This window comes from Tabrizicola sp. T46 (assembly GCF_057219895.1).
In genome coordinates this window covers 410,595-432,713 of sequence record NZ_JBXVVV010000003.1, presented here as the reverse complement: position 1 = coordinate 432,713, position 22,119 = coordinate 410,595, and the positions used below count along the sequence as shown (strand labels likewise).

The window sequence follows — 22,119 nt, the reverse complement described above, 5'->3', positions numbered from 1 at the left end:
GTCTAGGCTGGCGCGGTTCCAGACCGCCGGGGCCCGCCGATGCCAGATATCCTGCGCCGCAAGATCGACCTCTCCCGCCAGCCGCAGGCCGATGGTGCACCGGGGGCTGACCGCGGCTGGCGGCTGGCGCTGGCGCGGGCGACGCGGGATGCGATGGGCCTCGACATCGACTTTCGCCAACTGGTGATCAGCCGCGCCGGGCTGGCCGAGGTGCTGGACCTTGCGCCGCTGCACGGGTTGATCGCGCTTCTGGATGGGCCGCAGGGGGGGCTTGGGGTCCTGATGCTGGGACCGGCGGTCACGGCCAGCCTGATCGAGATGCAGACTCTGGGCCGCCTCGCGGGCCCGGCCCCGGAACCGCGGAAGCCGACGCGGATCGATGCGGCGATGGTGGCGGGGGTGGTCGACCGGGCGCTGGCGGGGCTCGACCAGTCGCTGGCGGAAGAGGCGGACCGGGTCTGGGCGGGGGGGTTCCGCTATGCCTCGTACCTCGACGAGGTGCGACCGCTGGGCCTCATGCTGGAAGAAGAGAGCTACCGGATCCTCTCGGCGGAGATTTCGTTGGGCAGTGGCGGCAGGAGCGGGCCGGTGATCCTGGTCCTGCCGGCGGTCGGGCGGGGGCAGCGGCCGGAGGGGACAACGGGGGCCGAGGCGGATACCGCGCCGCAGTTCACCACGGCGCTGGCGGCGCAAGTGGAGCAGGCGGAATGCTACCTCGATGCGGTGATCGGGCGGCTGGTGCTGCCGATCGGGAGGATCCTGGCGCTGGCGCCGGGGGAGGTTCTGGACCTGCCGCAGGCGGGGCTGGATGCGATCACGCTGGAGACCCGTGACGGTCGCCGGATTGCCCGCGCGCGGCTGGGGCAGAACCGGGGTATGCGGGCGCTGAAGATCTCATTGGCCGAACCTGCCGGGCGGACGGCAGCCGCGCAGGTGCCGGTTGATCCTGCGCCGGCTCCCCCCGCTGCGGAAAACCCGCCGGTCGAGGATTTGCGGGCGGCAAGCTGAAGGGCGTCAGCCGGACTGGCGGGCCAGCGCCTCGATCTGCGGGCGCAGGTGGTCGAGCTGGTAGCCGAAGCGCGCTGGCAGGCCGACGAGTTCATCGACCGGGCGCTTGCCGGCATTGGCCAGGGCCCAGACGATCGAACAGCGGTTGCCGCTGGCGCAATATGCGAAGACCGGCCCGGGCGAGGCAGCCATGGCCGCGGCCTGGGCGGTGACATTCTGCATCGTGAGCTGGCCGCCGATCACGGGGTTGGCAACGAAGGTCAGCCCCAGCGCCTCGGCCGCCGCCTGCATGTGCGGGGTGTGGAGATGCGGCGGGATCTCGCCGTCGGGCCGGTTGTCGATGATGGTGACATAGCCCGCCGCCTTGATCGCCGGAAGGTCACCCGGTTCGATCTGGGGAGAGACCGCGTAATCGGGGGTCAGCGCGCGGATATCCATGGTCCTGCCTTCGGTTATGGCGCCCGTCCGGGCGTTTGCGGAGCGATCCTAGCCGCTGGCTTGGCAAAGCGGAAGGCGCGACGTTGACTTGCATCAAGGCCCGGCCCTGCCGCCTGTGCGATACTTCCTGACATGAGGAGAGAGTGAACATGAGTGCAATTTCACGTCAGGACACGGAACGCTACAAGGCGCTGCTTGAAGGACGGATGAAGGAGCTTGGCGTCAGGCTTGAAGCCATTGATGACGAGTTGACCAGCCACAACTCCGCCGACTGGGAAGAGTTGGCGGTCGAGCGTGAGAGCGACGAGGTGCTTGAGGCGACAGGAAGTGCCGGGCTGGTGGAGATCGCGCAGATCCGGCTGGCGCTTGGCCGGATTGCCGATGGCACTTACGGCCACTGCGCCCGCTGCGGCGAGGAAATCGCCGAGGCGCGTCTGAAGGCGATTCCCTGGACCCCCTATTGCCGGAGTTGTGCGCAATGACGAAGAAACTGCCGGATGACCTTGCAGGCAAAGAGGCCGATCTGATCCAGAGCGGCCTTGCCCTTCAGGCACAGGGACTTGACCTCCTGCTGACCGAAATGCACGCCCTTGCCGCCCTCATGACGCTGTCCACTGCGCCGAAGCCGACCAAAGACAAAGAGTCCGAAGCCGCGGCCGAGGCGGAGACCGAGGCCGGGTTCGACAACATGCCGGTCTGAGGACGGCATCAGGCGGACCGGGGCTTGCCTGAACGGGCGGTTGGGTCTTAGCTTTCAGTGTTTTTTGGGTTACGGGACCGGGGGCATGGTGACAGAACGGCTGACGATCACGGATGTCGGGGATGTCCGGGTCCTGACGATCGCCTCGCCGCCCTCCAACAGCCTGACCCCGGTCGTTCGGGCAGGCCTCATTGCAGCGATCGAGGCTGCGCCGGCGCAAATCGGACGGATCGTGCTTGCCGCCAGCGGCGCGACCTTTTCCAGCGGACTGCCGCTTGAGCCGGATCCGGCGGTGCCGACGCTGGCCGCGCTGTGCCTTGCGGTTGAATCCTCTCCGGTCCCGGTCGTCGCCGCGGTGCATGGGCTGGTTCTGGGCCCGGGGGCGGAACTGGCGCTGGCGGCACGGGCGAGGGTGGCGGCACCGGGGACGCGGATCGCCTTTCCCGAGATCGCGCTCGGGCTTTGTCACGAAGGCGGAACCTCGCGCCGGCTGGCCAGTCGGATCGGCACGGCCGCGGCGCTGAGGCTCGTGCTCTCCGGGCGGGCGATACCGGCCGATGAGGCACTGGCGATCGGGTTGGTCGATGTGGTCGAGGCCGACCCGGTGGCGGTTGCCCGGCGGCTGGACCTTCCGCAGGAAGCGCCAGCCGTACCGCGCGCGGATGCCGCTGCCGTAATCGAGGCACGGCGCAGCCATGTTCGGTCCTCGCCGGCTGCGGGCCGCATCATCGGCTGCATCGAGGCCGCAGCCCTGCTGCCTCCCGAGGCGCATCAGGCCTTCGAGGCGGTCGCACGCGAGGATCTTGAGGCCAGCCCCGAGGCGGCAGCGTTGCGTTGGGTTGCCAAGGCAGAGCGGCGCGCGGCTGCGATGCCGTCAGCGATTGCCCGGGTCCGGCCCGCGGAACCGGACCGGATCGCGCTGCACGGGTCGGCACCGGACCTCGTCACGCTGGCGCGGCTGGCCCTGGCACGGGGGTTGGGGGTGGTCTGGCACCATGCGGGTCCCGAGGCCGCCGAAGCCAGCCTTGCAGCGCTGGACCTTGCAGAAGCCGCTGAACAGCGGGCGGGCCGCCTTTCAGCCGCAGCGCGTGCCGTGGGACGCGCGCGGCTGAGCGAGGACGGAGACGCACCGCTGCATGTCCATGCCGGGCTGCCGGCCGAAGACATGGGGACGGGCCCGGTGCGGCTGGTTCTGGGCGACGGGGGACGCCACCCGGGTCTGGTCCTGGCACCGCTGGGATCAGGGTGCGAACTGTCGCTGCCGGTTGAGGGTGGGCCGGAGGGGCCGGCGCTGGCCCTGGTCACGCTACGGCGGCTGGGCTTGCAACCGGTTCTGGTCGGCGCGCGACCGATCCTGGGGCGGGGACTCGTCGCTGCCGGGAAGTCCGCGCTTGCGGCGATGGCGGCTCGTGTGCCGGCCTCGGACATCGCCAGGGCGCTGGAAGCGTTCGGGGTCGTGTCTGACGTGCCCCCGAGCGAGACCGGTGCAGCCCTGCGCAAGATTGACAGTGAAGAGATCCTCGGCCGCTGGCTTGGGGCGATGGCCAACGAGGGGGTCCGGCTTCTGGAGCAAGGGATCGCGCGTCGGCCGTCGGATATCGATCTGCTTCTGGTCCAGAGCTATGGCTTTCCGCGCTGGCGGGGCGGACCGATGCATTGGGCCGAGCGCCGGGGTCTGATGGCCCTGCGCGCGGATTTGCGCAACTGGGCTGCGGAGGATCCGGTCTGGTCCCCGGCACCGCTGCTGGACCGTCTGATTCGAGACGGCCAGCGGCTTGAGACATTGGAACCTGCAGCCTAGCCGAGCAGGATGCCCGCAACGACCGCAGCAAGCCCCAGGGCAGAAAAGCCGAGCGCCCCCACGTTGATCGTCACGACACGCTGGAGTTCGGCCCGCATCGCCGCATCGTCAAGCTTGGCGCGCCTTGCCCGGACGGTGCGCAGGACGCAGTAACCAAGGCCGCCCACGCCGATCAGCGTCATGATCGTTCCCGCCCAGATCAATGCCTGCATGCTGCCACCCGCCGCGCTGTTGCCCCGGCTGGCTACCCTGTCTCTGCGGGGGATTGCAAGCCGGTCGCCGAAGCCGCTTGAACCCGGCCCGCACGACGGGATAGGAACCGCTAGTCCCGACTGGAGAGACCCGATGGCAGACGCAAGCGACCCCTATGCCGTGACCGCCGACGAGCTTCGGCAGTTCATCGAACGCTTCGAGCAGCTTGAGGCGGAGAAGAAGGACGTGGCCGACCAGCAGAAGGAGCTGATGGCCGAGGCGAAGGGCCGCGGCTATGACACCCGCGTCATGCGCAAGGTGATTGCGCTGCGCAAGCGCAAGCCGGACGAGCTGGCCGAGGAAGAAGCGGTGCTGGAGCTTTACAAGACCGCGCTCGGGATGACCTGACGTCTGCCCGCTGTTGCCGGCCTGGTCAGGAGGTCAGGAAGGTGACACCTGGCATGGCCCGGATGCGTTCGACATCTTCTGCGTAGCGGTCGGTTAGCCGGTCGACGAGGTCTTCGGTCCAGCCGGGCTTTTCGATCTCGTATGTGACGCTTTCGGGTCGGGAGAACTTTTCCAGGAACGCCGATACGACGCGGCGGCGTTGGTGGATGCTTTGCGGCGGATGTTCGGCCAGATAGGTCTTCATCCGCGCAAGGCCGATCTCGTTCATGATCAGGGACAGAAGCTCGTCGGTGTCCGCGAGCTGTATTTCCGGCCCGTGACCCGACACCGCCTGCAGGACTTCGGGCCAGATCAGGGGAGTTTCCTCGTCGCACCAGACAGTTATCGGCGTCTCGGGATTGCGTTCCCGGATCAGCTCCACCACCTCGGACCACCTAAGATCGAGCGGGTCGGCGCCGGCCAGAATGTCGTTCTGGCCTTGCGCGTTCGCAATCTTCTGGAGCGCCGGCAGGAAGGTTGCCGGGTTGCGGATGGCGAGGTGAAACTCGGCCTCGAAATCGGCAAAGATGCGCTTGACTGAACGGACGCGTCGGCCGGCGTAGGGGTAGAGCATTCCGCGCACGACCCAGGGTGTGTGGCTGAGAAACCCCTCCCAGGACAGGATCATCCTGTCGGCATGGTGGTCGCCCAGAATCCGGGAGAGGAGAAGCATCTGCTGGTCCTGGGGCGCGGCTTCTCCCTTCAGATGCAGGATGGCTTCCTTGACGAGACGGCGGTAGCGGGTGGGAGGCGGCACGGCGATCCCGGCGTCGGCAAGCACGGTACGGTTTTTCAGAAGGCATCGGACAAGGCGGTCCTCGTCGGTGCAATGGGCGCCAAGATGGTAGACGATGCGCATCGGGTATTGCCTTGCGGTCGACCCGTCATCTGCATCCGACCAGGCCAGGATGCGCCGGACTATACGGGCTTTTCTGGACAGGGAAACCGCTTTCCTGTAACTGCCGCAGGGATGACCGACGGTTTCAGTCAACTTGGCTCGCCCGCGCGCCGGATCAGCCTCTGGCTGCCCGGGGCGGTGTTGATTGCGGCAGTGATCCTGGCGCCGATCATCTCGATCTTGTGGATCGCCCTGACCCCGACCGAAAACATCTGGCCGCATCTGATGGCGACGGTCCTGCCTCGGTACATCGGCACGACGCTGGCGCTGATGCTGGGGGTGGCGGGGCTATCTTTCTTGATGGGAACGGGGGCGGCCTGGCTGGTCAGCCAGTACCGTTTTCCGGGGCGCGACTGGCTGGGCTGGGCGCTGTTCTTCCCGCTCGCGATCCCGGCCTATGTCGGGGCCTACGCGCTGGTTGATTTCCTTGATTATGCCGGGCCCTTGCAGACCGCGATTAGGACGGCATTCGGCTGGACCTCGGCCCAGGATTACTGGTTCCCCGAGACACGGTCTCTATGGATGGCGGTGCTGGTCCTGTCCTTTGCGCTTTATCCTTATGTCTACCTTCTGGCACGGGCGGCGTGGCGGGAGCAGTCAGCGGGGACATATGAAGTCGCGCGTTCGCTGGGCTGCGGACCCTGGGGTCTGTTCCTGCGGGTCGGCCTGCCGATCGCGCGGCCAGCGATCGCAGCGGGGCTGGCACTGGTGATGATGGAAACGGTGGCTGATTATGGCGCGGTCCACCACTTTGGCGTGCAGACGCTGACGACCGGCGTTTTCTCGACCTGGCTTAACGGCAACAATGCGGGCGGGGCGGCGCAGATCGCCGGGGTGATCCTGGCGCTGATCCTGATCCTTGTCGGGCTGGAGCGGGCTGGGCGCGGCTCTGCGCGGTTCCACCGGCCAGGCAGGTCGATCCGCCCGCTGGAACGGCAGGAACTGACAGGAGCGTCGCGCTGGCTGGCGGCTGGCGTGTGCCTTCTGCCCTTTGCAGGCGGGTTCTTGTTGCCGGTGGGGGTCATGCTGGCCAATGCGGCGAAGGCACCCGAGGGCTGGCTGGCACCGGGGCTTGGCGACGCGCTGGCGAATACGCTTCTGGTGGGCGGGCTGGCGGCGCTGGCGACGGTCCTGGCGGCGCTGTTCATGGTTTATGCCTTGCGGCTGTCGCAGTCGACGTTCCTGCGCCGGCTGATGCCATTGACGCTGATCGGCTATGCGGCGCCAGGCGCAGTCCTGGCGCTAGGGTTGCTGGTGCCGCTGGCGGCGCTGGACCACCGCCTCGCCGACGGGATTCTTGCCCTGACCGGCTGGGACCCCGGCCTGATGATCACCGGGACCGCCTTTGCCATCGGCCTGGCCTATGTGGTGCGCTTTTTCGGGGTCGCTCAGGGCGCATTGGAAGCGGCGTTCGACCGGGTCTCGCCCTCGCTGCCGATGGCCGCGCGGTCCCTTGGGCGCAGCGCAGGCGGAGCACTTGGGTCGGTGTACCTTCCCCTGATGCGTGGGTCGGTCCTGACGGCCTGTCTTGTCGTCTTTGTCGACTGCGTGAAGGAACTGCCTGCGACGCTGCTGTTGCGGCCGTTCAACTACAATACGCTGTCCACGAGGGTTTACGAACTGGCGAGCCTCGAGCGGCTGTCGGAGGCCGCCCCTGCGGCCCTGGTGGTGATGGCGGTCGGCATGGTCGCGGTCTGGCTGGTCGCGCGGGGCGAGCGGGACTGAACCCTTGCGCCGCGGGAACGACGGGGCTATTTGATCGGCGGTGGCCCCTATAGCTCAGCTGGTAGAGCATCTGATTTGTAATCAGAGGGTCGGGGGTTCAAGTCCCTCTGGGGGCACCATTCACCTTGGCGTTGATCGTTGCGCTGCGTAGCGGATGCTGGCTGGCGGAGCAGAGGTTTGCGCCGTTGCCGGTGTGTTTCGGGCGATGCTCATTCCCCCGCCCGAAACGATTGCGGCTGTGGGAGGTGGCCGACGTCAACCTTATCGTGCCGCATCGGCTGGTCGGGATCGACTACCGCCTCAAGCTGCCGCGCGTAGCGGTGCCCGGCGTAGGTCGCGGCCGCAATGATCGCCGGGGCCTCGCAGTCGCCGATACGGGCAAGCGTGAAGGGCAGATCGGCGTGATTGCCATGCGCGTCGTAGCGAAGTGCGGTATAGAGATCGTCCACCGGGGCGCGCTGGCCGACGAGGACAAGGTGCGCCGCCGTCAGCCGGCTTTCCCGCCCGGAATGCGCGCAGGCGAGCGTCACGCCAGAGGCGTCGAACCACGTCAGCTCCTGCGCTGTCACCAGAGTGACCCCCCGGTTGATCAGATGTCCGGCCACGCGCCAGCCTTCACCGGTGTGTCCCGCCCAAGGTGAGACCTGATTGTCCGGGGTGACGAGCGTCACCGGAAGGCCTGCGTCGCGCAGGCGTTCAGCGATCACCCCGCCCATGTAGTAGCCGTCCGCGTCGTAGACGACGACCGGGCCTTCGGTGGGCAGGTTGCCATCCATGATGTCGTCGGGGGTGAAGACGGGTGTCGTGTCTTCGGCGATGGGCTCGAACCGCTTGCCGGTGAAGAGGTCGCGCCGCCAGCGGGCCCCGGTGGCGATCACGACATGATCGGCCCCGAACGCAAGGATGTCTTCGGCCGTCAGGCGACTTTCGCGGAAGACCTCGACATTCGGCATTCTGGCGATCTGACCTTCACGCCAGTCACGGACGCGGATGTATTCGCGCATGCCGGGCAGGGCTGCCTCGCGCACAACGCGCCCGCCAAGGACGCGGCTTGCCTCGGCAAGTGCGACGCGATAGCCGCGGGCACCCAGGGCGCGCGCGGCCTCGAGCCCCGCCGGTCCCGCCCCGACGACCAGAACCTGTGAGTTAGAGGCGCGCGGGGCGATCTGTTCGGGGTGCCAGCCGTAGCGCCATTCTTCGCCCATTGTGGGGTTCTGAGTGCAACGGATCGGCACCGACAGGCTATCGCCCGAATAGCAGATGTTGCAGCCGATGCATTCCCGGATGTCCTCGATCCGGCCTTCCTCGATCTTCTTCGGGATGAAGGGGTCGGCGATCGACGGCCGCGCTGCGCCGATCAGATCGGTCAGGCCCGACTTTACCCAGCGCACCATGGTGTCAGGGCTGGTGAAACGGCCCACGGTGACCACGGGCTTTGTGGTCTGCGCCTTGACCCAGTGCATGTAGGGCTCCAGCGCCCCTTCCTTGACGAAGCGCGAGGCTCCCATTTCCAGCGAATAGTCGGCGATGTTGATGTCCCAGAGGTCCGGCATCTCGGCCAGCATGGCGAACATCTCCTGCCGTTCGCCGACGACCGGCTGGCCGTCTGTTCCAACCTCGGCATCGGAAGCAAAGCGGACCGCCACGGCACAACGGTCGCCAATGGCCTCTTTCGTTTCCTCGATCAGTTCCCGGACGAGGCGGGTGCGGTTTTCCAGGCTCCCGCCGTATTCGTCGGAGCGCGTGTTCGTCTCGGGGTCAAGGAAATGCGCCAAGAGGTAGCCGTGGGTCGCGTAGACGTAGACGATGTCGAATTCGGCCGCCTTCGCGCGCAGAGCGGCGTTCCGGTGCCAACGGCGGAGGTTGCGGATATCCTCCTTGTCCATCGCGCGGGACTGGAACGGGTGGCCCACGCCGTTCGGGCGGCTGGCCACGTCCATCGACACGAGCCGGGTCGCGATATTGGCGCTGCGCGAGCCTGAGAACCAGAGTTCGGCCCCTGCAAGAGCACCATGAGCATGGACCTTGTCGGTCATCAGCCGGTGACTGCGGATATCGGTGTCATCCCAGAGCGTCGCCGAGATGTGCAACTGGTCGTCTGACGCGGGGTGGATCGAGCAGTATTCGGTATTGACGACGCCCCAGCCGCCTTCGGCCTTGATGCCCCGCATTTCCGCAAGCGTGCGTGGACGCACCCAGCCCATGCCGGTGCAATGCGGCACCTGGTAGAAGCGGTTCCGTGTCGTTACCGGACCGATACGGAGCGGCTGGAAGAGGATGTCATGGCGCGGGTCGCGTGACATGGTGCAGGTCCTTCATGCTGCAGGCCCAACGGTCGCAAGGCATCTTCGGCTTGGCGACCGAATAACTGGCTGGTAAACGGACTGATGTTCTAACCTTTCGGCACGACCCCCAGGATTTGCAGCGCCTCTTCAAGGTCGGCCCGCTGCTTAGCATCCGAAAGGTTGAACCCGGCGCAGATCGCATCGAAGCGCCTGCGGAGCGCCTTCTTTTCCTCGCCTTTGCAATCGTTCCAGGGGCGGCCTTGCAGGCCCATCACCAGAACGTAGTACCCGATGAAATGCGGACGGCTTCCGGATGCGAGGAGACGGCCGTAAGCCTCATCCGCGCCAAGGGCGCGAAGTTCTTCCGCCGAGGTGATGCCGGCGCGAGCAAAGGCTGCCTCGGACGCAGGGCCGAGGTTCGGGATGGTCGAGACAGGGTGCGGCACGTGTGTGATCCGGCAGTGGCGAAGCGGATTTGAGGGTCGTGGCCCGCAGCCCGCCTGTCAACTGCCGATCAGGATCAGATCGATGCCCAGTCGCGGAAGATCGGCTGGCCCTGCTGCTGCTGCGGGCTTTCGGACTGCTGGCCCTGCTGTTGTTGCTGGGGCTGGCCCGTGCTGCCGCCTTGCTGGGGCTTGGAGGGGGATTTGGCCATCTGACTGCTCCGTTCGCTGGCTCTTCTTGTCGCCTTCACCTGATATTGCGTCGCACCCTGACAACGGCAAGCCGGCTTCATGACGATTCTGCGGCCATTTGTCAGGTCTGTGGACGCGCTGCAACAGGATGGCGTTCACATTCCAGCGCGCGATCCGGCCCTTGTGGAAGAGGGCAGGCGTCAGGCTGGAACCGCCGGATAGCCGGCCTGTTCAAGCGCCGAGAGGAGGCCGGGCAGGGGCGCGTCGCCCTGCACCTCTGCGGTCCGCGCTTCAAGATCAACGGTTACCTTGGTCACGCCGGGCATAGCGGCAAGCGTCGACGTGACGGTGGCCCTGCAATGGCCGCAACTCATGTCGGGAATCGAAAGCCTGGTCATCGTGCATGCTCCTGCAATTTGCAGCTGCCATTCTGCCTGATGCGGAGGCAGGTTCAAGCCGAGGGTGTTGCACGTTCTCCCAGCACCGGGTTCCGAAGGTGTTCGCCCCCGCGGCAGCTTTTCCTTTAGCCATATGGAGTTGACTGCGGCCAGACCTCCAAAGCGCTTTGGGAAATCCAGCGTCCCAATCAACTATCTGGCAGGGAATTGGAAAAAACCTGTGGACAGGGCGTCTGTTTGCGATAACACGAAAGCGTTTTGGCGGATATGGCGAGGTTCACTGTTGCCTCTCTGCGCTTGACCGCCGCCGCCCGGGGCTTAGGCTTCGCGAAAGTAGCTTTATGCTGGACAGAAAAGTGACCGATCTGAGCGTGACCCCGAGCCTGCTCCAGGCTGATATCCTGCGCCATCTGACATTCACCGTAGGCAAGGACGCGCCGCATGCCTCGGTGCACGACTGGCGGATGGCGCTGAGCCATGCGATCCGCGACCGGATTGTCGAGCCGTGGTTTGCCTCGACAAAGCGGACCTGGGCCGAGGATCGCAAGCGCGTCTACTACCTTTCGATGGAATTCCTGATCGGACGGATCCTCGAAGATGCGACGATCAACCTTGGGCTCTACGAGCAGGCCGATGCGGCGATGGCGGCGATGGGCCAGGACCTGCGCGCGGTGATCAGCGACGAACCGGACGCGGCGCTTGGGAACGGCGGGCTTGGCCGGCTGGCGGCCTGCTTCATGGAATCGATGGCGACGCTTGGCTGCCCGGCCTACGGCTATGGCATCCGCTATGAGCATGGCCTTTTCTGCCAGCGATTCGAAGGCGGGCGGCAGATCGAGACGCCGGAGAACTGGCTGGCGCAGGCCCATCCGTGGGAATTCGCCCGGCCCGAAAGCGCCTATGTGGTCGGTTTCAAGGGCCATGTCGAAAGCCGCGACGGGCGCGAGGTCTGGTATCCGGGCGAAACGGTGCTGGCCGAGGCACATGACACGCCGGTGATCGGCTGGCAGGGCAAATGGGCCAATACGCTGCGGCTTTGGGGTGCGAAGTCGACCGGGCAGTTCGACCTCGAACGCTTCAACCGGGGTGACTACACGGCGGCAGCCGAGCCCGAGAACCTGGCGCGGACGCTGAGTCGCGTGCTCTACCCCGACGACACGACCTACCAGGGCAAGGAGCTGCGGCTGAAGCAGGAATACTTCCTGACCTCGGCCGCCTTGCAGGACATCCTGCGCCGCTACCTGACTGACCATTCCGATCTGCGTGCCATGCCGAAGCATGTGGCGATCCAGATGAACGACACCCATCCCGCAATCGCGGGGCCGGAACTGATCCGGCTTCTGTCGGACGAGCACGGTCTGCCCTTCGACGAGGCGCTGACGGTAGCGCGGGCGTGCCTTGGCTATACCAACCACACGCTTCTGCCCGAGGCGCTGGAACGCTGGGCGACCTTCACCTTCGGCAACGTGCTGCCGCGGCACATGCAGATCGTGGAGCGGATCGACAGCTGGCACCGCCGCGCCTATCCGAACCGGCCGCATTACGTCGGCATCGTAAAGCACCAGGAAGTGCGGATGGGCGAGCTTGCCTTCATCATGTCGCACAAGGTGAACGGCGTCTCGGCGCTGCATTCGGACCTGGTGAAACAGAACCTCTTCCCGGAACTGAACCGCCTGCATCCCGGACGGATCATCAACCAGACCAATGGTGTCACCCCCCGGCGCTGGCTGCGGATGGCGAACAAGCCCCTGGCGGCGCTCATCACCGAGACAATCGGGGAAGGGTGGGAGGCCGACCTTGACCGGCTGCGCGCGCTTGAGCCGCATGTCGAGAAGGCCGATTTCCGCGCGGCCTTCGCGGCGGCGAAGCGGGCGAACAAGGTGGAACTGTCGAACTGGATCGGGCGCGAGATGGGCGTGAAGGTCAGCCCCGACGCGATGTTCGACGTGCAGATCAAGCGCATCCACGAATACAAGCGCCAGCTGCTCAACATCCTGGAAACCATCGCCCATTGGCAGAAGCTGAGGGCGAACCCGAAAGAGGCATGGGTGCCGCGGGTCAAGGTCTTCGGCGGCAAGGCCGCGCCGGGCTATGCTGTTGCAAAGGAAATCATCCGCCTTATCAACGACGTGGCGCAGATTGTTAACAACGATCCGGTGACCGGCGATCTTCTGAAGATCGTCTATCCCGCCAACTACAACGTGAGCATGGCCGAGCGGGTGATCCCGGCGGCGGACCTGTCCGAGCAGATCTCGACCGCTGGGAAAGAGGCCTCGGGCACCGGCAACATGAAATTCATGATGAACGGCGCGCCAACGATCGGGACGCTGGACGGGGCGAATGTCGAGATCCTGAAGGAAGTCGGGGCCGAGAACTTCTTCCTCTTTGGCCTTACGGCGGAAGAGGTCGCGAAGCGGCGCGAAGACCCGGATCACTCCAAGAAAGCGATCGAGGCCAGCCAGCCCCTAATGGACGTCCTGCAGATGATCGCCGAGGGGCGGTTTTCACCGGACGAACCGGGGCGCTATCACCAGCTGGTGCACCGGGTCTGGCATCATGACTACTTCCTCGTGGCAAGCGACTTCGCTGCCTACCATGCGGCGCAAGGTGAGGTGGACAAGGCCTATGCCGACCCGGCACGCTGGTGGAAGATGGCGGCGCTGAACACGGCGCGGAGCGGGTTCTTCTCGTCTGACCGGACGATCCGCAGCTACATGGACGAGATCTGGCAGGCGACATCGGCGCTGTAATGCGTGCTTCGGCAGGCTTTCGGGGAGGAGAGCATGGCTGAGACGACACTCGACAGGGGCGCGGCCGAGGCGATTGCCGGGGGCTGGCATGGTGATCCTTTCGGCGTGCTGGGGCCGCACAAGGTGGCGAAGGGCTGGGAAATCCGGGCCTTCGTGCCGGGGGCGGACCGGCTGTGGGTGCTGATCGGGAAGACCGAGGCGGAGGCTGCGCCCTTTCCCGGTGTGCCGGGGCTTTTCACCCATCAGGTGGCGCGGAAGCCCAGCTACAGGTTCAGGGCGGAAGGCCATGGAACCACGTGGGAATTCGAGGATCCCTACCGCTTCGGCCCGGTGCTGGGGGAGATGGATGAATACCTGCTTGGGGAAGGCACGCATCGCCGTCTCTGGCAGGCGCTCGGCGCGCATGTCATTACGCATGAAGGGGCCGAGGGCGTGCATTTCGCCGTATGGGCGCCGAATGCCGAACGCGTCAGCGTCGTCGGCGATTTCAACGTCTGGGATGGCAGGCGGAACCCGATGCGGCGGCGGGGTGCGACGGGCGTCTGGGAGATCTTCGTTCCCGGACTGGGCGAGGGCACGACCTACAAGTACGAGATTAAAGGACCGGGCGGGCAGGTCCTGCCGCTGAAGGCCGATCCGGTTGGTTTCGGGTCTGAACATCCGCCGGCAAATGCCTCTGTTGTCAGGACAATCCGGGGCGAATGGCATGACCGGGACTGGATGACGGGGCGCGAGGCACGGCACGGCATCGACGCGCCGATCTCGGTCTACGAGGTGCATCTGGGCTCTTGGCGGCGCGCACCCGGCAACCGGATGTTGAGCTATCTGGAGCTTGCCGAGCAGCTCGTCGACTATGCTGCCGACATGGGCTTCACCCATATCGAATGCCTGCCGGTCAGCGAATATCCCTTCGACGGTTCCTGGGGCTATCAGCCGGTGGGCATGTTCGCGCCCACGATCCGCCACGGCACGCCATCTGAGTTCCGTGCCTTCGTGGATGCGGCGCACAGAAAGGGCCTCGGCGTGATCCTGGACTGGGTGCCGGGCCATTTTCCGACCGATCCGCATGGCTTGGGCCGGTTCGACGGGACGGCGCTTTACGAACACCAGGACCCGCGCGAGGGGTTCCACCAGGACTGGAACACGCTGATCTACAACTACGGCCGGGTCGAGGTGAAGAACTACCTCGTCTCCAACGCCTTGTATTGGCTGGAGGAATTCCACGTCGACGGTCTGCGCGTGGATGCCGTGGCCTCGATGCTTTACCGCGACTACAGCCGCAAGCACGGGGAGTGGATCCCGAACCGGGACGGCGGGCGCGAGAACTATGAGGCGATCGATGTTCTGCGGTCGATGAACATCACCGCCTATGGCGAAGTACCAGGGATCATGACGGTGGCCGAGGAATCGACGGCTTTCCCCGGCGTGTCGCGGCCTGCGAACTGGGGCGGCCTCGGGTTCGGGTTCAAATGGAACATGGGGTGGATGAACGACACCCTGAGTTACATGCAGAAGGACCCGATCTTCCGGAAGTATCACCACCACCAGATGACCTTCGGCATGGTCTATGCCTGGTCGGAAAACTACATCCTGCCGATTTCCCATGACGAGGTCGTCCACGGCAAGGGCAGCATGCTGTCGAAAATGCCGGGCAATGCCTGGGAGAAGTTCGCCAACCTGCGCGCCTACTACGGGTTCATGTGGGCGCATCCGGGCAAGAAGCTGCTTTTCATGGGGCAGGAGTTCGCGCAAGGGGCGGAGTGGAACCACAACCAGAGCCTGGACTGGCATCAGCTTGATATTGCCGAGCACAAGGGGATGCAGGCGCTGGTCCGTGATCTGAACCGGGTCTACCGCGACCATCCGGCGCTGCATGTGAACGACTGCCGGCCCGAGGGGTTCCAGTGGATCGAATCGAACGATGTCGAGGCGGGGGTCTATGCCTGGGTCCGAAAAGGCAATGCCGGCGACAAGCAGGTCGTGGCGGTGGTGAACATGACACCACTGGAGCGCAGCTACCGGCTGGGGCTGCCCGCTGCAGGCAAGTGGCATGAAATCCTGAACACCGACGCTGCGGTCTACGGCGGGGGCAATCGCGGCAACCTGGGAGGGGTGACCACGGAGAAGACGCCTTGGCACGGCCAGACGCAATCGGCGCTTGTCACGCTGCCGCCGTTGTCGGCACTCTATCTGCAACAGGACTGAGACCGGCGGGAAAACCGCCTTGGGGAGGGAACACATGAAGCCAAGACCGAACCAGCGCCTTTCGTCGCAGGCGATGGCCTTTGTCCTTGCGGGTGGTCGCGGGAGCAGGCTGAAGGAGCTGACAAACACGCGTGCGAAGCCGGCGGTCTATTTCGGCGGCAAGACGCGGATCATCGACTTCGCGCTGTCGAACGCGCTGAACTCGGGCATCCGGAAGATGGCGATCGCGACGCAGTACAAGGCGCACAGCCTGATCCGTCATGTCCAGCGCGGCTGGGGCTTCTTCCGGGCGGAACGGAACGAATACCTGGACATTCTGCCCGCCAGCCAGCGGATGGACGAGGTGAACTGGTACCGTGGCACCGCGGACGCCGTGGCGCAGAACATCGACATCATCGACAGCTACGGCATCAAGTATGTGATCGTGCTGGCGGGCGACCACATCTACAAGATGGATTACGAGGTCATGTTGCGCCAGCATGTGGAGGCGGGGGCGGATGTGACGATCGGTTGTCTTACCGTGCCACGCAAGGAGGCTTCGGCCTTCGGCGTTATGCATGTCGACAAGGCGATGCGTATCACGGACTTCCTGGAAAAGCCGAAGGATCCGCCGTCGATCCCCGGCGATCCCGACCATGCGCTGGCCTCGATGGGGATCTATGTCTTCGACTGGTCCTTCCTGCGTGATCTCTTGATCCGCGACATGTCGGATGACAATTCCACGCATGACTTCGGATTCGATCTCATCCCGCATATCGTGAAGAACGGTAAGGCTGTGGCGCACAAGTTCGCGGACAGCTGCGTGACAAGCGGGCTGGAGACCGAGCCCTACTGGCGCGACGTGGGGACGATCGACGCTTTCTGGCAAGCCAACATCGATCTGACCGACTTCGTGCCGAAGCTGGACCTTTACGACAACGCCTGGCCGATCTGGACCTATGCCGAGATCGTGCCGCCCGCGAAGTTCATCCATGACGAGGATGGTCGTCGTGGGTCGGCGGTCAGTTCACTGGTCTCGGGCGATTGCATCGTCTCGGGTTCGGCGGTGTCGAACTCACTTCTCTTCACGGGCTGCCGGACGCATTCCTATTCCAGCCTGGAATATGTGGTGGCGTTGCCGCAGGTGACTGTGAATCGAAAGGCGCAGCTGAAGAATTGCGTGATCGACCGGGGTGTGGTTATCCCCGAGGGCCTTGTGGTGGGCGAGGACCCGGAAGAGGACGCGAAGTGGTTCCGCCGGTCCGAGGGCGGGATCGTCCTGATCACGCGGGACATGCTGGAGGCGCGGGCGAAGGCGCTGTCCTGAGGCGTCGGTTTTTCGGATATGCCGGGGGGACTTTGCGTCCCCCCGGACCCCCCTGCAGGATTTTTGAGGACGAAGAATGAGCGGGTCCAAGGGGTTGCGCGGACGGGTGCTTTCGGTGGCGTCGGAATGTGTGCCGCTGGTCAAGACCGGCGGGCTGGCCGATGTGGTGGGGGCGCTGCCGGGGGCACTGGTGGCGACCGGCTGGGACATGCGGGTGCTTTTGCCGGCCTATCGCAGCTTGCGGGTGCAAGGAGCGGACTGGCCGGTGGTCTGGGAAGAGCCTGACCTCTGGGGCGGGCCGGGGTTGGTGCGGGCGGGCGAGACCTGTGGCGTGCCGGTGATGCTTCTGGACGCACCGCATCTCTTTGACCGCGATGGAGGTCCCTATTCGACTGCGACCGGCGACCATCCGGACAATGCCGTTCGATTTGCTGCCCTGAGCTGGGTTGGTGCCCGCATCGCGCGCGAGGGGCTGGACGGTTGGAAGCCCGACATCCTGCACGCGCATGACTGGCAGGCCGGGCTGGCGCCGGCCTATCTTGCCTATCACGGGTCGGGTGGCGTGAAGTCGGTCATCACCGTGCACAACATCGCCTTTCAGGGCTGGGCACCGGCGCAGCTGCTGGGCGTGTTGCGGTTGCCGGGCCATGCCTTCCACCCCGGCGCGTTGGAGTATTACGGCGGCATCTCCAGCCTCAAGGCCGGGCTGGTGACGGCGGACAGGATCACGACCGTTTCGCCGACCTATGCGGCCGAGCTCATGCGGCCCGAGTTCGGCATGGGCCTGCAGGGCGTGATCGCGGCGCGGGGACCCGTAGTGTCGGGCATCCTGAACGGGGTGGATACCGGCGTCTGGAACCCCGGCGCCGAGGACCCGCCCTATGGGCCGAAGGCGATGGCGGGCAAGGCTGCTGCCCGGGCGGCGCTGTGCCAGGAGTTCGGGCTGGAAGTGCCGGGGCCGCTGGCGATCGTGGTCAGTCGCCTGACCGACCAGAAGGGGATCGACCTTCTTCCGGCAATGGTGCCGGATTTCGTGCTGGCGGGCGGGGGGCTGATCGTTCTTGGATCCGGCGACCCGGCGCTGGAGGGCGCGGTTCGCGATCTGGCGCAGAGGTTCCCCGGAAGGGTGGCGGTGCGGATCGGGTATGACGAGGCCCTGAGCCATCGTCTCTTTGCCGGGGCGGATGCGGTGCTGGTGCCTTCGCGGTTCGAGCCTTGCGGGCTGACCCAGATGTACGGTTTGCGCTATGGCACGCTGCCGGTCGTGTCGCTGGTCGGCGGCTTGGCGGACACGGTAATCGGCGTCTCGCCGGCCACGATGGCGGCGGGCGTGGCGACGGGCGTGACCTTCCACCCGGTCGATGCCATGGCCTTCGGTCGGGCGCTACAGCAGCTGGTGGACCTCTACGCCCAGCCGAAGCTTTGGGCCAAGGTCCGGGCCAATGCGATGGCCCAGCCCGTGGGCTGGGAGACCAGCGCCGCCGCCTATGCAAGCCTTTACGAAGGGCTGGTCCCGTGACACCGCAGACCGTTTCGCCCCCGGCCCGGCTGTCGGGCCATGCGGTCAGTGCCGGGCGGCCCTGGCCGATGGGGGCGTCCTTCACTGGCGACGGGGTGAACTTTGCGGTCTTTTCCGCCCATGCCGAAAAGATCGAGCTTTGCCTCTTTTCCCCCGACGGCCGGAAAGAGACGGCCCGGCTGCCCATCACCGAACGGGATGGGGATATCTGGCACATCCATGTCGGCGGGCTGACCCTTGGCACGGTCTATGGCTTTCGCGCACACGGCCCCTACGCGCCGGAGAGGGGGCATCGCTTCAACCCGCACAAGCTGCTGCTCGACCCGTATGCCCGCGCACTGGAGGGACGCTTGCGCTGGTCGGATGCGCTGATGGGCTACAAGATCGGCAGGCCGCGCGGGGACCTTAGCATCGACACCCGCGACAGCGCTTTTGCCGTGCCGAAGGCGGTGGTGGCCGATCCGTCGTTTAGCTGGGGGAACGACCAGCCGCCCCGGACGCCACGCATCGATACGGTGATCTACGAGGCGCATGTGAAGTCGATGACCGCCCTCCACCCGGGCGTCGACAAGGGGTTGCGGGGCACCTACCTTGGCCTCTGCTCGGACACGGTGATCGAGCATCTCCTGCAACTCGGCGTAACCGCGATCGAGCTTCTGCCGGTCCAAGCCTTCATCGACGACCGCTTCCTCGTCGCCAAGGGTCTGAGGAACCATTGGGGCTACAACACGCTGGCCTTCTTCGCACCCGAAGCGCGCTACATGAGCCAGGGCGCGCTCTGGGAGTTCCAGACCATGGTCCGCCGGTTCCATGCAGCGGGTATCGAGGTGATCCTTGACGTGGTCTATAACCACACGGCCGAAGGGGATGAGTGGGGTCCGACGCTGAGCTTCCGGGGCCTCGACAACGCCAGCTATTACCGTTTGTCGGGCGGCGGGCGGCATTACGTGAACGACGCCGGGACCGGCAACACGCTGAACCTGACGCATCCGATGGTGCTGCGGATGGTGATGGACAGCCTGCGCTACTGGGTTGAGGTGGCTCATGTCGACGGCTTCCGCTTCGACCTGGCCACGGTCCTGGGGCGCGAGGCGCATGGGTTCGACCCGAACGGGGGCTTCTTCGATGCGATCCGGCAGGACCCGACCTTGAGCCGCGTGAAGCTGATTGCCGAGCCCTGGGACGTGGGCCCGGGCGGCTATCAGCTTGGTGCCTATCCGCATCCTTTCCACGAATGGAACGACCGGTTCCGTGACGGGGTCCGGCGGTTCTGGAAGGGCGATGCCGGGATGACCCGCGATCTTGCCGCGCGGTTACTGGGCAGTGCCGACCGGTTCGACCATTCGGGCCGCGCCGCCACCTCGTCGGTCAACTTCGTAACCAGCCATGACGGGTTCACGCTGGAGGACCTCGTCAGCTATACGATCAAGCGCAACTTCGCCAATGGCGAGGACAACCGCGACGGCCATCACGAGAACCACTCGGACAACCTTGGGCATGAGGGGCCGACCAGGGATGCCAAGGTCCTTGCCGCGCGGGCGCTGCGCAAGCGCAACCTGATGGCGACGCTGATGCTGGCGCAGGGCGTGCCGATGGTCCTTGCGGGCGACGAGATCGGTCATAGCCAGGGCGGCAACAACAACGCTTATGCCCAGGACAACGAGACAAGCTGGATCGACTGGAAAGAGGCGGATCCGGATCTCTTGCGCTTTGCCGCCCGGCTTGCCGCTTTGCGGCGCGCCTTGCCGATCCTGCGGCAGCGGCGGTTCCTGCATGCCCGCCCGCGCCTGTCGGACGGGTTGCCTGACGTGATCTGGCGCCGGGCCGATGGGACCATTCCGCAATCCGAGGAATGGCACGACCCTGCTTTCCGCTGCCTGTGCGTCGAGCTTCGGATGCAGGCCGAAGGGGGTGATCCGAATCCCGAGGCGATCTTCGCCGTTTTCAACTCGGGTCCGGCCGCGGCGCTGCATCTGCCGGATACCGCGCCGGGGTGGGAGTTGCTTCTGGACACCACCAACCCCGACCAGCAGCCGACCGGCAGGCCTTCGGACCTGCGGCACGTGGCGGCGCAGTCGGTTCTTGTATTCCGGTCCACGACCGGCACGCCCAGGGGAGGGAAAGCATGATCACTACCGTCACCACGGCCCCGATCGCCGGGCAGAAGCCGGGAACCAGCGGCCTGCGGAAGAAGACGCCGGTCTTCATGGGCCGACACTATCTTGAGAATTTCGTCCAGTCGATCTTCGATGTGGTGGGCGCCAAGGGGAAGACCTTCGTCCTTGGCGGCGACGGGCGCTATTTCAACGACCGGGCGGCGCAGGTGATCCTGCGGATGGCGGCGGCGAATGGGGCGGCGCGGGTGATCGTGGGGCAGGGGGCTATCCTGTCCACCCCTGCCGCCAGCCACCTGATCCGCCTCAACAAAACGGACGGGGGGATCATCATGTCGGCAAGCCACAACCCCGGCGGCCCGAACGAGGATTTCGGGGTGAAGTTCAACATGCCGAACGGCGGCCCCGCACCGGAAGGCGTGACCGAGGCGATGTACAAGCGCACGACCGAGATCACTGAGTACAATATCCTCGAGGCGCAGGATGTCGATCTGGAGCGGATCGGGCGGCATGACCTTGGCGGAATGGTCGTCGATGTGGTGGACCCCGTGTCCGACTACGCCGCGCTGATGGAGACGTTGTTCGACTTTCCCGCGATCCGGGCAATGTTCGCCGAGGGTTTCCGGATGCGGATGGATTCCATGTGTGCCGTGACCGGGCCCTATGCAGTGGAAATCCTGGAAAACCGGCTGGGTGCGTCGCGGGGGACGGTCGTGAACGGAACGCCCCTGCCGGATTTCGGCGGCATGCACCCCGACCCGAACCCGACCTGGGCCAAGGCGCTGATGGACGAGATGTTCGGGGCGGCAGCCCCTGACTTCGGCGCGGCGAGCGACGGCGACGGCGACCGGAACATGGTGGTGGGACGAGGAGTCTATGTCTCGCCGTCTGATAGCTTGGCCGTGCTGGCCGCGAACGCGCATCTCGCGCCGGGCTATGCCAAGGGGTTGAAAGGGGTGGCGCGGTCGATGCCGACCTCAGCCGCCGCCGACCGGGTGGCGGATGCGCTGGCGATCGGCAAGTACGAGACGCCGACGGGGTGGAAATTCTTTGGCAACCTCTTGGACGCCGGGCGGGCCACGATATGCGGCGAGGAAAGCTTTGGCACCGGGTCCGACCATGTGCGGGAAAAGGACGGGCTTTGGGCGATCCTGCTTTGGCTGAACATCCTTGCGGTCAGGAAGCAGCCGGTGGCCGAGATCCTGGCCGAGCATTGGGCGCGGTTTGGACGCAACTACTACAGCCGCCACGACTTTGAAGCGATCGAGACGGCTAAGGCCGACACGATGTTCGCGGCGGTGCGCGGGTCGCTGGCTGGCCTGCCCGGCCGTATGGTCGAGGGGATGACGGTCAGCGCGGCGGATGACTTTGCCTACACCGACCCGGTGGACGGCAGCGTCAGCACGAAGCAGGGGGTGCGGGTGCTCTTCAGCGACGGGAGCCGGATCGTCTACCGCCTGTCGGGCACCGGGACGGAAGGCGCGACGCTGCGGGTCTATCTTGAGCGCTATGCGGCGGGCCCCGGGGGGCTGGATCTTGATGCGCAGGAGGCATTGGCTCCGGTCATCCGGGCCGCCCATTCCCTCGCTGGAATTGCCGCCCATACTGGACGCACCGCGCCGGATGTTGTGACCTGACGGCGTATTTGCCGCATCCGTGTCGCGAACGGACCAGACCAGAGGTCGGCATGCGACAAAC

At 65.7% G+C, this 22,119-nt stretch carries 19 protein-coding genes and 1 tRNA gene; 13 read left to right on the top strand and 7 right to left on the bottom strand.

From position 1 onward, the window contains the following. Positions 1–39: 39 nt before the first annotated feature. Positions 40–1,008: a FliM/FliN family flagellar motor switch protein gene (locus AC2D9V_RS14910; protein ID WP_484714875.1), complete on the top strand. Its 969-nt coding sequence runs from the start codon at positions 40–42 to the stop codon at positions 1,006–1,008. A gap of 6 nt (positions 1,009–1,014) precedes the next feature. Here AC2D9V_RS14910 and AC2D9V_RS14905 read toward each other — a convergent pair whose 3' ends face one another. Continuing rightward, positions 1,015–1,446, bottom strand: a complete 432-nt coding sequence (locus AC2D9V_RS14905) for a protein tyrosine phosphatase family protein (RefSeq protein WP_484714874.1) — start codon at positions 1,444–1,446, stop codon at positions 1,015–1,017. Positions 1,447–1,595: 149 nt separating this feature from the next. Between AC2D9V_RS14905 and AC2D9V_RS14900 the strand changes: the two genes are divergently transcribed. From AC2D9V_RS14900 to AC2D9V_RS14890, 3 genes are all read left to right on the top strand, one after another. Next, complete coding sequence (locus AC2D9V_RS14900) at positions 1,596–1,928, top strand: TraR/DksA family transcriptional regulator (protein ID WP_484714873.1); 333 nt, start codon at positions 1,596–1,598, stop codon at positions 1,926–1,928. After that, positions 1,925–2,146 carry a hypothetical protein gene (locus AC2D9V_RS14895; RefSeq protein ID WP_484714872.1) on the top strand — a complete coding sequence of 74 codons (222 nt, stop codon included), beginning with the start codon at positions 1,925–1,927 and terminating at the stop codon, positions 2,144–2,146. The genes AC2D9V_RS14900 and AC2D9V_RS14895 overlap by 4 nt, the downstream gene beginning before the upstream one ends. A gap of 85 nt (positions 2,147–2,231) precedes the next feature. Next, positions 2,232–3,947: an enoyl-CoA hydratase/isomerase family protein gene (locus tag AC2D9V_RS14890; protein ID WP_484714871.1), complete on the top strand. Its 1,716-nt coding sequence runs from the start codon at positions 2,232–2,234 to the stop codon at positions 3,945–3,947. Here AC2D9V_RS14890 and AC2D9V_RS14885 read toward each other — a convergent pair. After that, positions 3,944–4,159 (bottom strand): hypothetical protein, encoded by a 216-nt coding sequence (locus AC2D9V_RS14885; protein ID WP_484714870.1) that lies wholly within the window; start codon positions 4,157–4,159, stop codon positions 3,944–3,946. The genes AC2D9V_RS14890 and AC2D9V_RS14885 overlap by 4 nt on opposite strands. 133 nt (positions 4,160–4,292) lie before the next feature. Here AC2D9V_RS14885 and AC2D9V_RS14880 point away from each other — a divergent pair, with 133 nt between their 5' ends. Further along, positions 4,293–4,547 (top strand): DUF2312 domain-containing protein, encoded by a 255-nt coding sequence (locus AC2D9V_RS14880; protein ID WP_484714869.1) that lies wholly within the window; start codon positions 4,293–4,295, stop codon positions 4,545–4,547. A 25-nt stretch (positions 4,548–4,572) separates the two neighbouring features. On the opposite strand, the gene AC2D9V_RS14875 is transcribed toward AC2D9V_RS14880, so the two are convergent. Further along, complete coding sequence (locus AC2D9V_RS14875; protein WP_484714868.1) at positions 4,573–5,445, bottom strand: hypothetical protein; 873 nt, start codon at positions 5,443–5,445, stop codon at positions 4,573–4,575. Positions 5,446–5,556: 111 nt separating this feature from the next. Here AC2D9V_RS14875 and AC2D9V_RS14870 point away from each other — a divergent pair, with 111 nt between their 5' ends. Continuing rightward, entirely contained in the window at positions 5,557–7,209 is a 1,653-nt protein-coding gene (locus tag AC2D9V_RS14870; RefSeq protein ID WP_484714867.1) for an ABC transporter permease, read from the top strand. Between the two features lie 43 nt (positions 7,210–7,252). Next, a tRNA-Thr gene (locus tag AC2D9V_RS14865) sits at positions 7,253–7,328 on the top strand. A 90-nt stretch (positions 7,329–7,418) separates the two neighbouring features. Here the strand turns inward: AC2D9V_RS14865 and AC2D9V_RS14860 are convergent. The 4 genes from AC2D9V_RS14860 to AC2D9V_RS14845 all read right to left on the bottom strand — a co-directional run bounded on the left by AC2D9V_RS14860 (position 7,419) and on the right by AC2D9V_RS14845 (position 10,527). Next, complete coding sequence (locus tag AC2D9V_RS14860; RefSeq protein ID WP_484714866.1) at positions 7,419–9,512, bottom strand: oxidoreductase; 2,094 nt, start codon at positions 9,510–9,512, stop codon at positions 7,419–7,421. An 89-nt stretch (positions 9,513–9,601) separates the two neighbouring features. Next, the gene (locus tag AC2D9V_RS14855; protein ID WP_484714865.1) at positions 9,602–9,940 is read right to left on the bottom strand and encodes a TfoX/Sxy family protein; all 339 of its coding nucleotides are present in this window, start codon (positions 9,938–9,940) and stop codon (positions 9,602–9,604) included. A gap of 74 nt (positions 9,941–10,014) precedes the next feature. Then, on the bottom strand, positions 10,015–10,149 hold the full coding sequence (locus AC2D9V_RS14850; protein ID WP_484714864.1) for a hypothetical protein: 135 nt from the start codon (positions 10,147–10,149) through the stop codon (positions 10,015–10,017). A 180-nt stretch (positions 10,150–10,329) separates the two neighbouring features. Next, on the bottom strand, positions 10,330–10,527 hold the full coding sequence (locus AC2D9V_RS14845; RefSeq protein WP_484714863.1) for a heavy-metal-associated domain-containing protein: 198 nt from the start codon (positions 10,525–10,527) through the stop codon (positions 10,330–10,332). 341 nt (positions 10,528–10,868) lie between these two features. Here AC2D9V_RS14845 and AC2D9V_RS14840 point away from each other — a divergent pair, with 341 nt between their 5' ends. The 6 genes from AC2D9V_RS14840 (at position 10,869) to AC2D9V_RS14815 (ending at position 22,058) form a co-directional block, all read left to right on the top strand. Beyond that, positions 10,869–13,277, top strand: a complete 2,409-nt coding sequence (locus AC2D9V_RS14840; RefSeq protein ID WP_484714862.1) for a glycogen/starch/alpha-glucan phosphorylase — start codon at positions 10,869–10,871, stop codon at positions 13,275–13,277. A 33-nt stretch (positions 13,278–13,310) separates the two neighbouring features. Beyond that, positions 13,311–15,482 (top strand): 1,4-alpha-glucan branching protein GlgB, encoded by a 2,172-nt coding sequence (gene glgB / locus AC2D9V_RS14835; protein ID WP_484714861.1) that lies wholly within the window; start codon positions 13,311–13,313, stop codon positions 15,480–15,482. A 34-nt stretch (positions 15,483–15,516) separates the two neighbouring features. Beyond that, positions 15,517–16,788 carry a glucose-1-phosphate adenylyltransferase gene (gene glgC, locus AC2D9V_RS14830; protein WP_484714860.1) on the top strand — a complete coding sequence of 424 codons (1,272 nt, stop codon included), beginning with the start codon at positions 15,517–15,519 and terminating at the stop codon, positions 16,786–16,788. A 76-nt stretch (positions 16,789–16,864) separates the two neighbouring features. After that, complete coding sequence (gene glgA, locus AC2D9V_RS14825) at positions 16,865–18,307, top strand: glycogen synthase GlgA (protein ID WP_484714859.1); 1,443 nt, start codon at positions 16,865–16,867, stop codon at positions 18,305–18,307. Next, positions 18,304–20,436 (top strand): glycogen debranching protein GlgX, encoded by a 2,133-nt coding sequence (glgX, locus tag AC2D9V_RS14820; RefSeq protein ID WP_484714858.1) that lies wholly within the window; start codon positions 18,304–18,306, stop codon positions 20,434–20,436. Before glgA ends, glgX begins: the two co-directional genes overlap by 4 nt. Next, positions 20,433–22,058 carry an alpha-D-glucose phosphate-specific phosphoglucomutase gene (locus AC2D9V_RS14815; RefSeq protein WP_484714857.1) on the top strand — a complete coding sequence of 542 codons (1,626 nt, stop codon included), beginning with the start codon at positions 20,433–20,435 and terminating at the stop codon, positions 22,056–22,058. The genes glgX and AC2D9V_RS14815 overlap by 4 nt, the downstream gene beginning before the upstream one ends. The last annotated feature ends 61 nt before the right edge of the window (positions 22,059–22,119 follow it).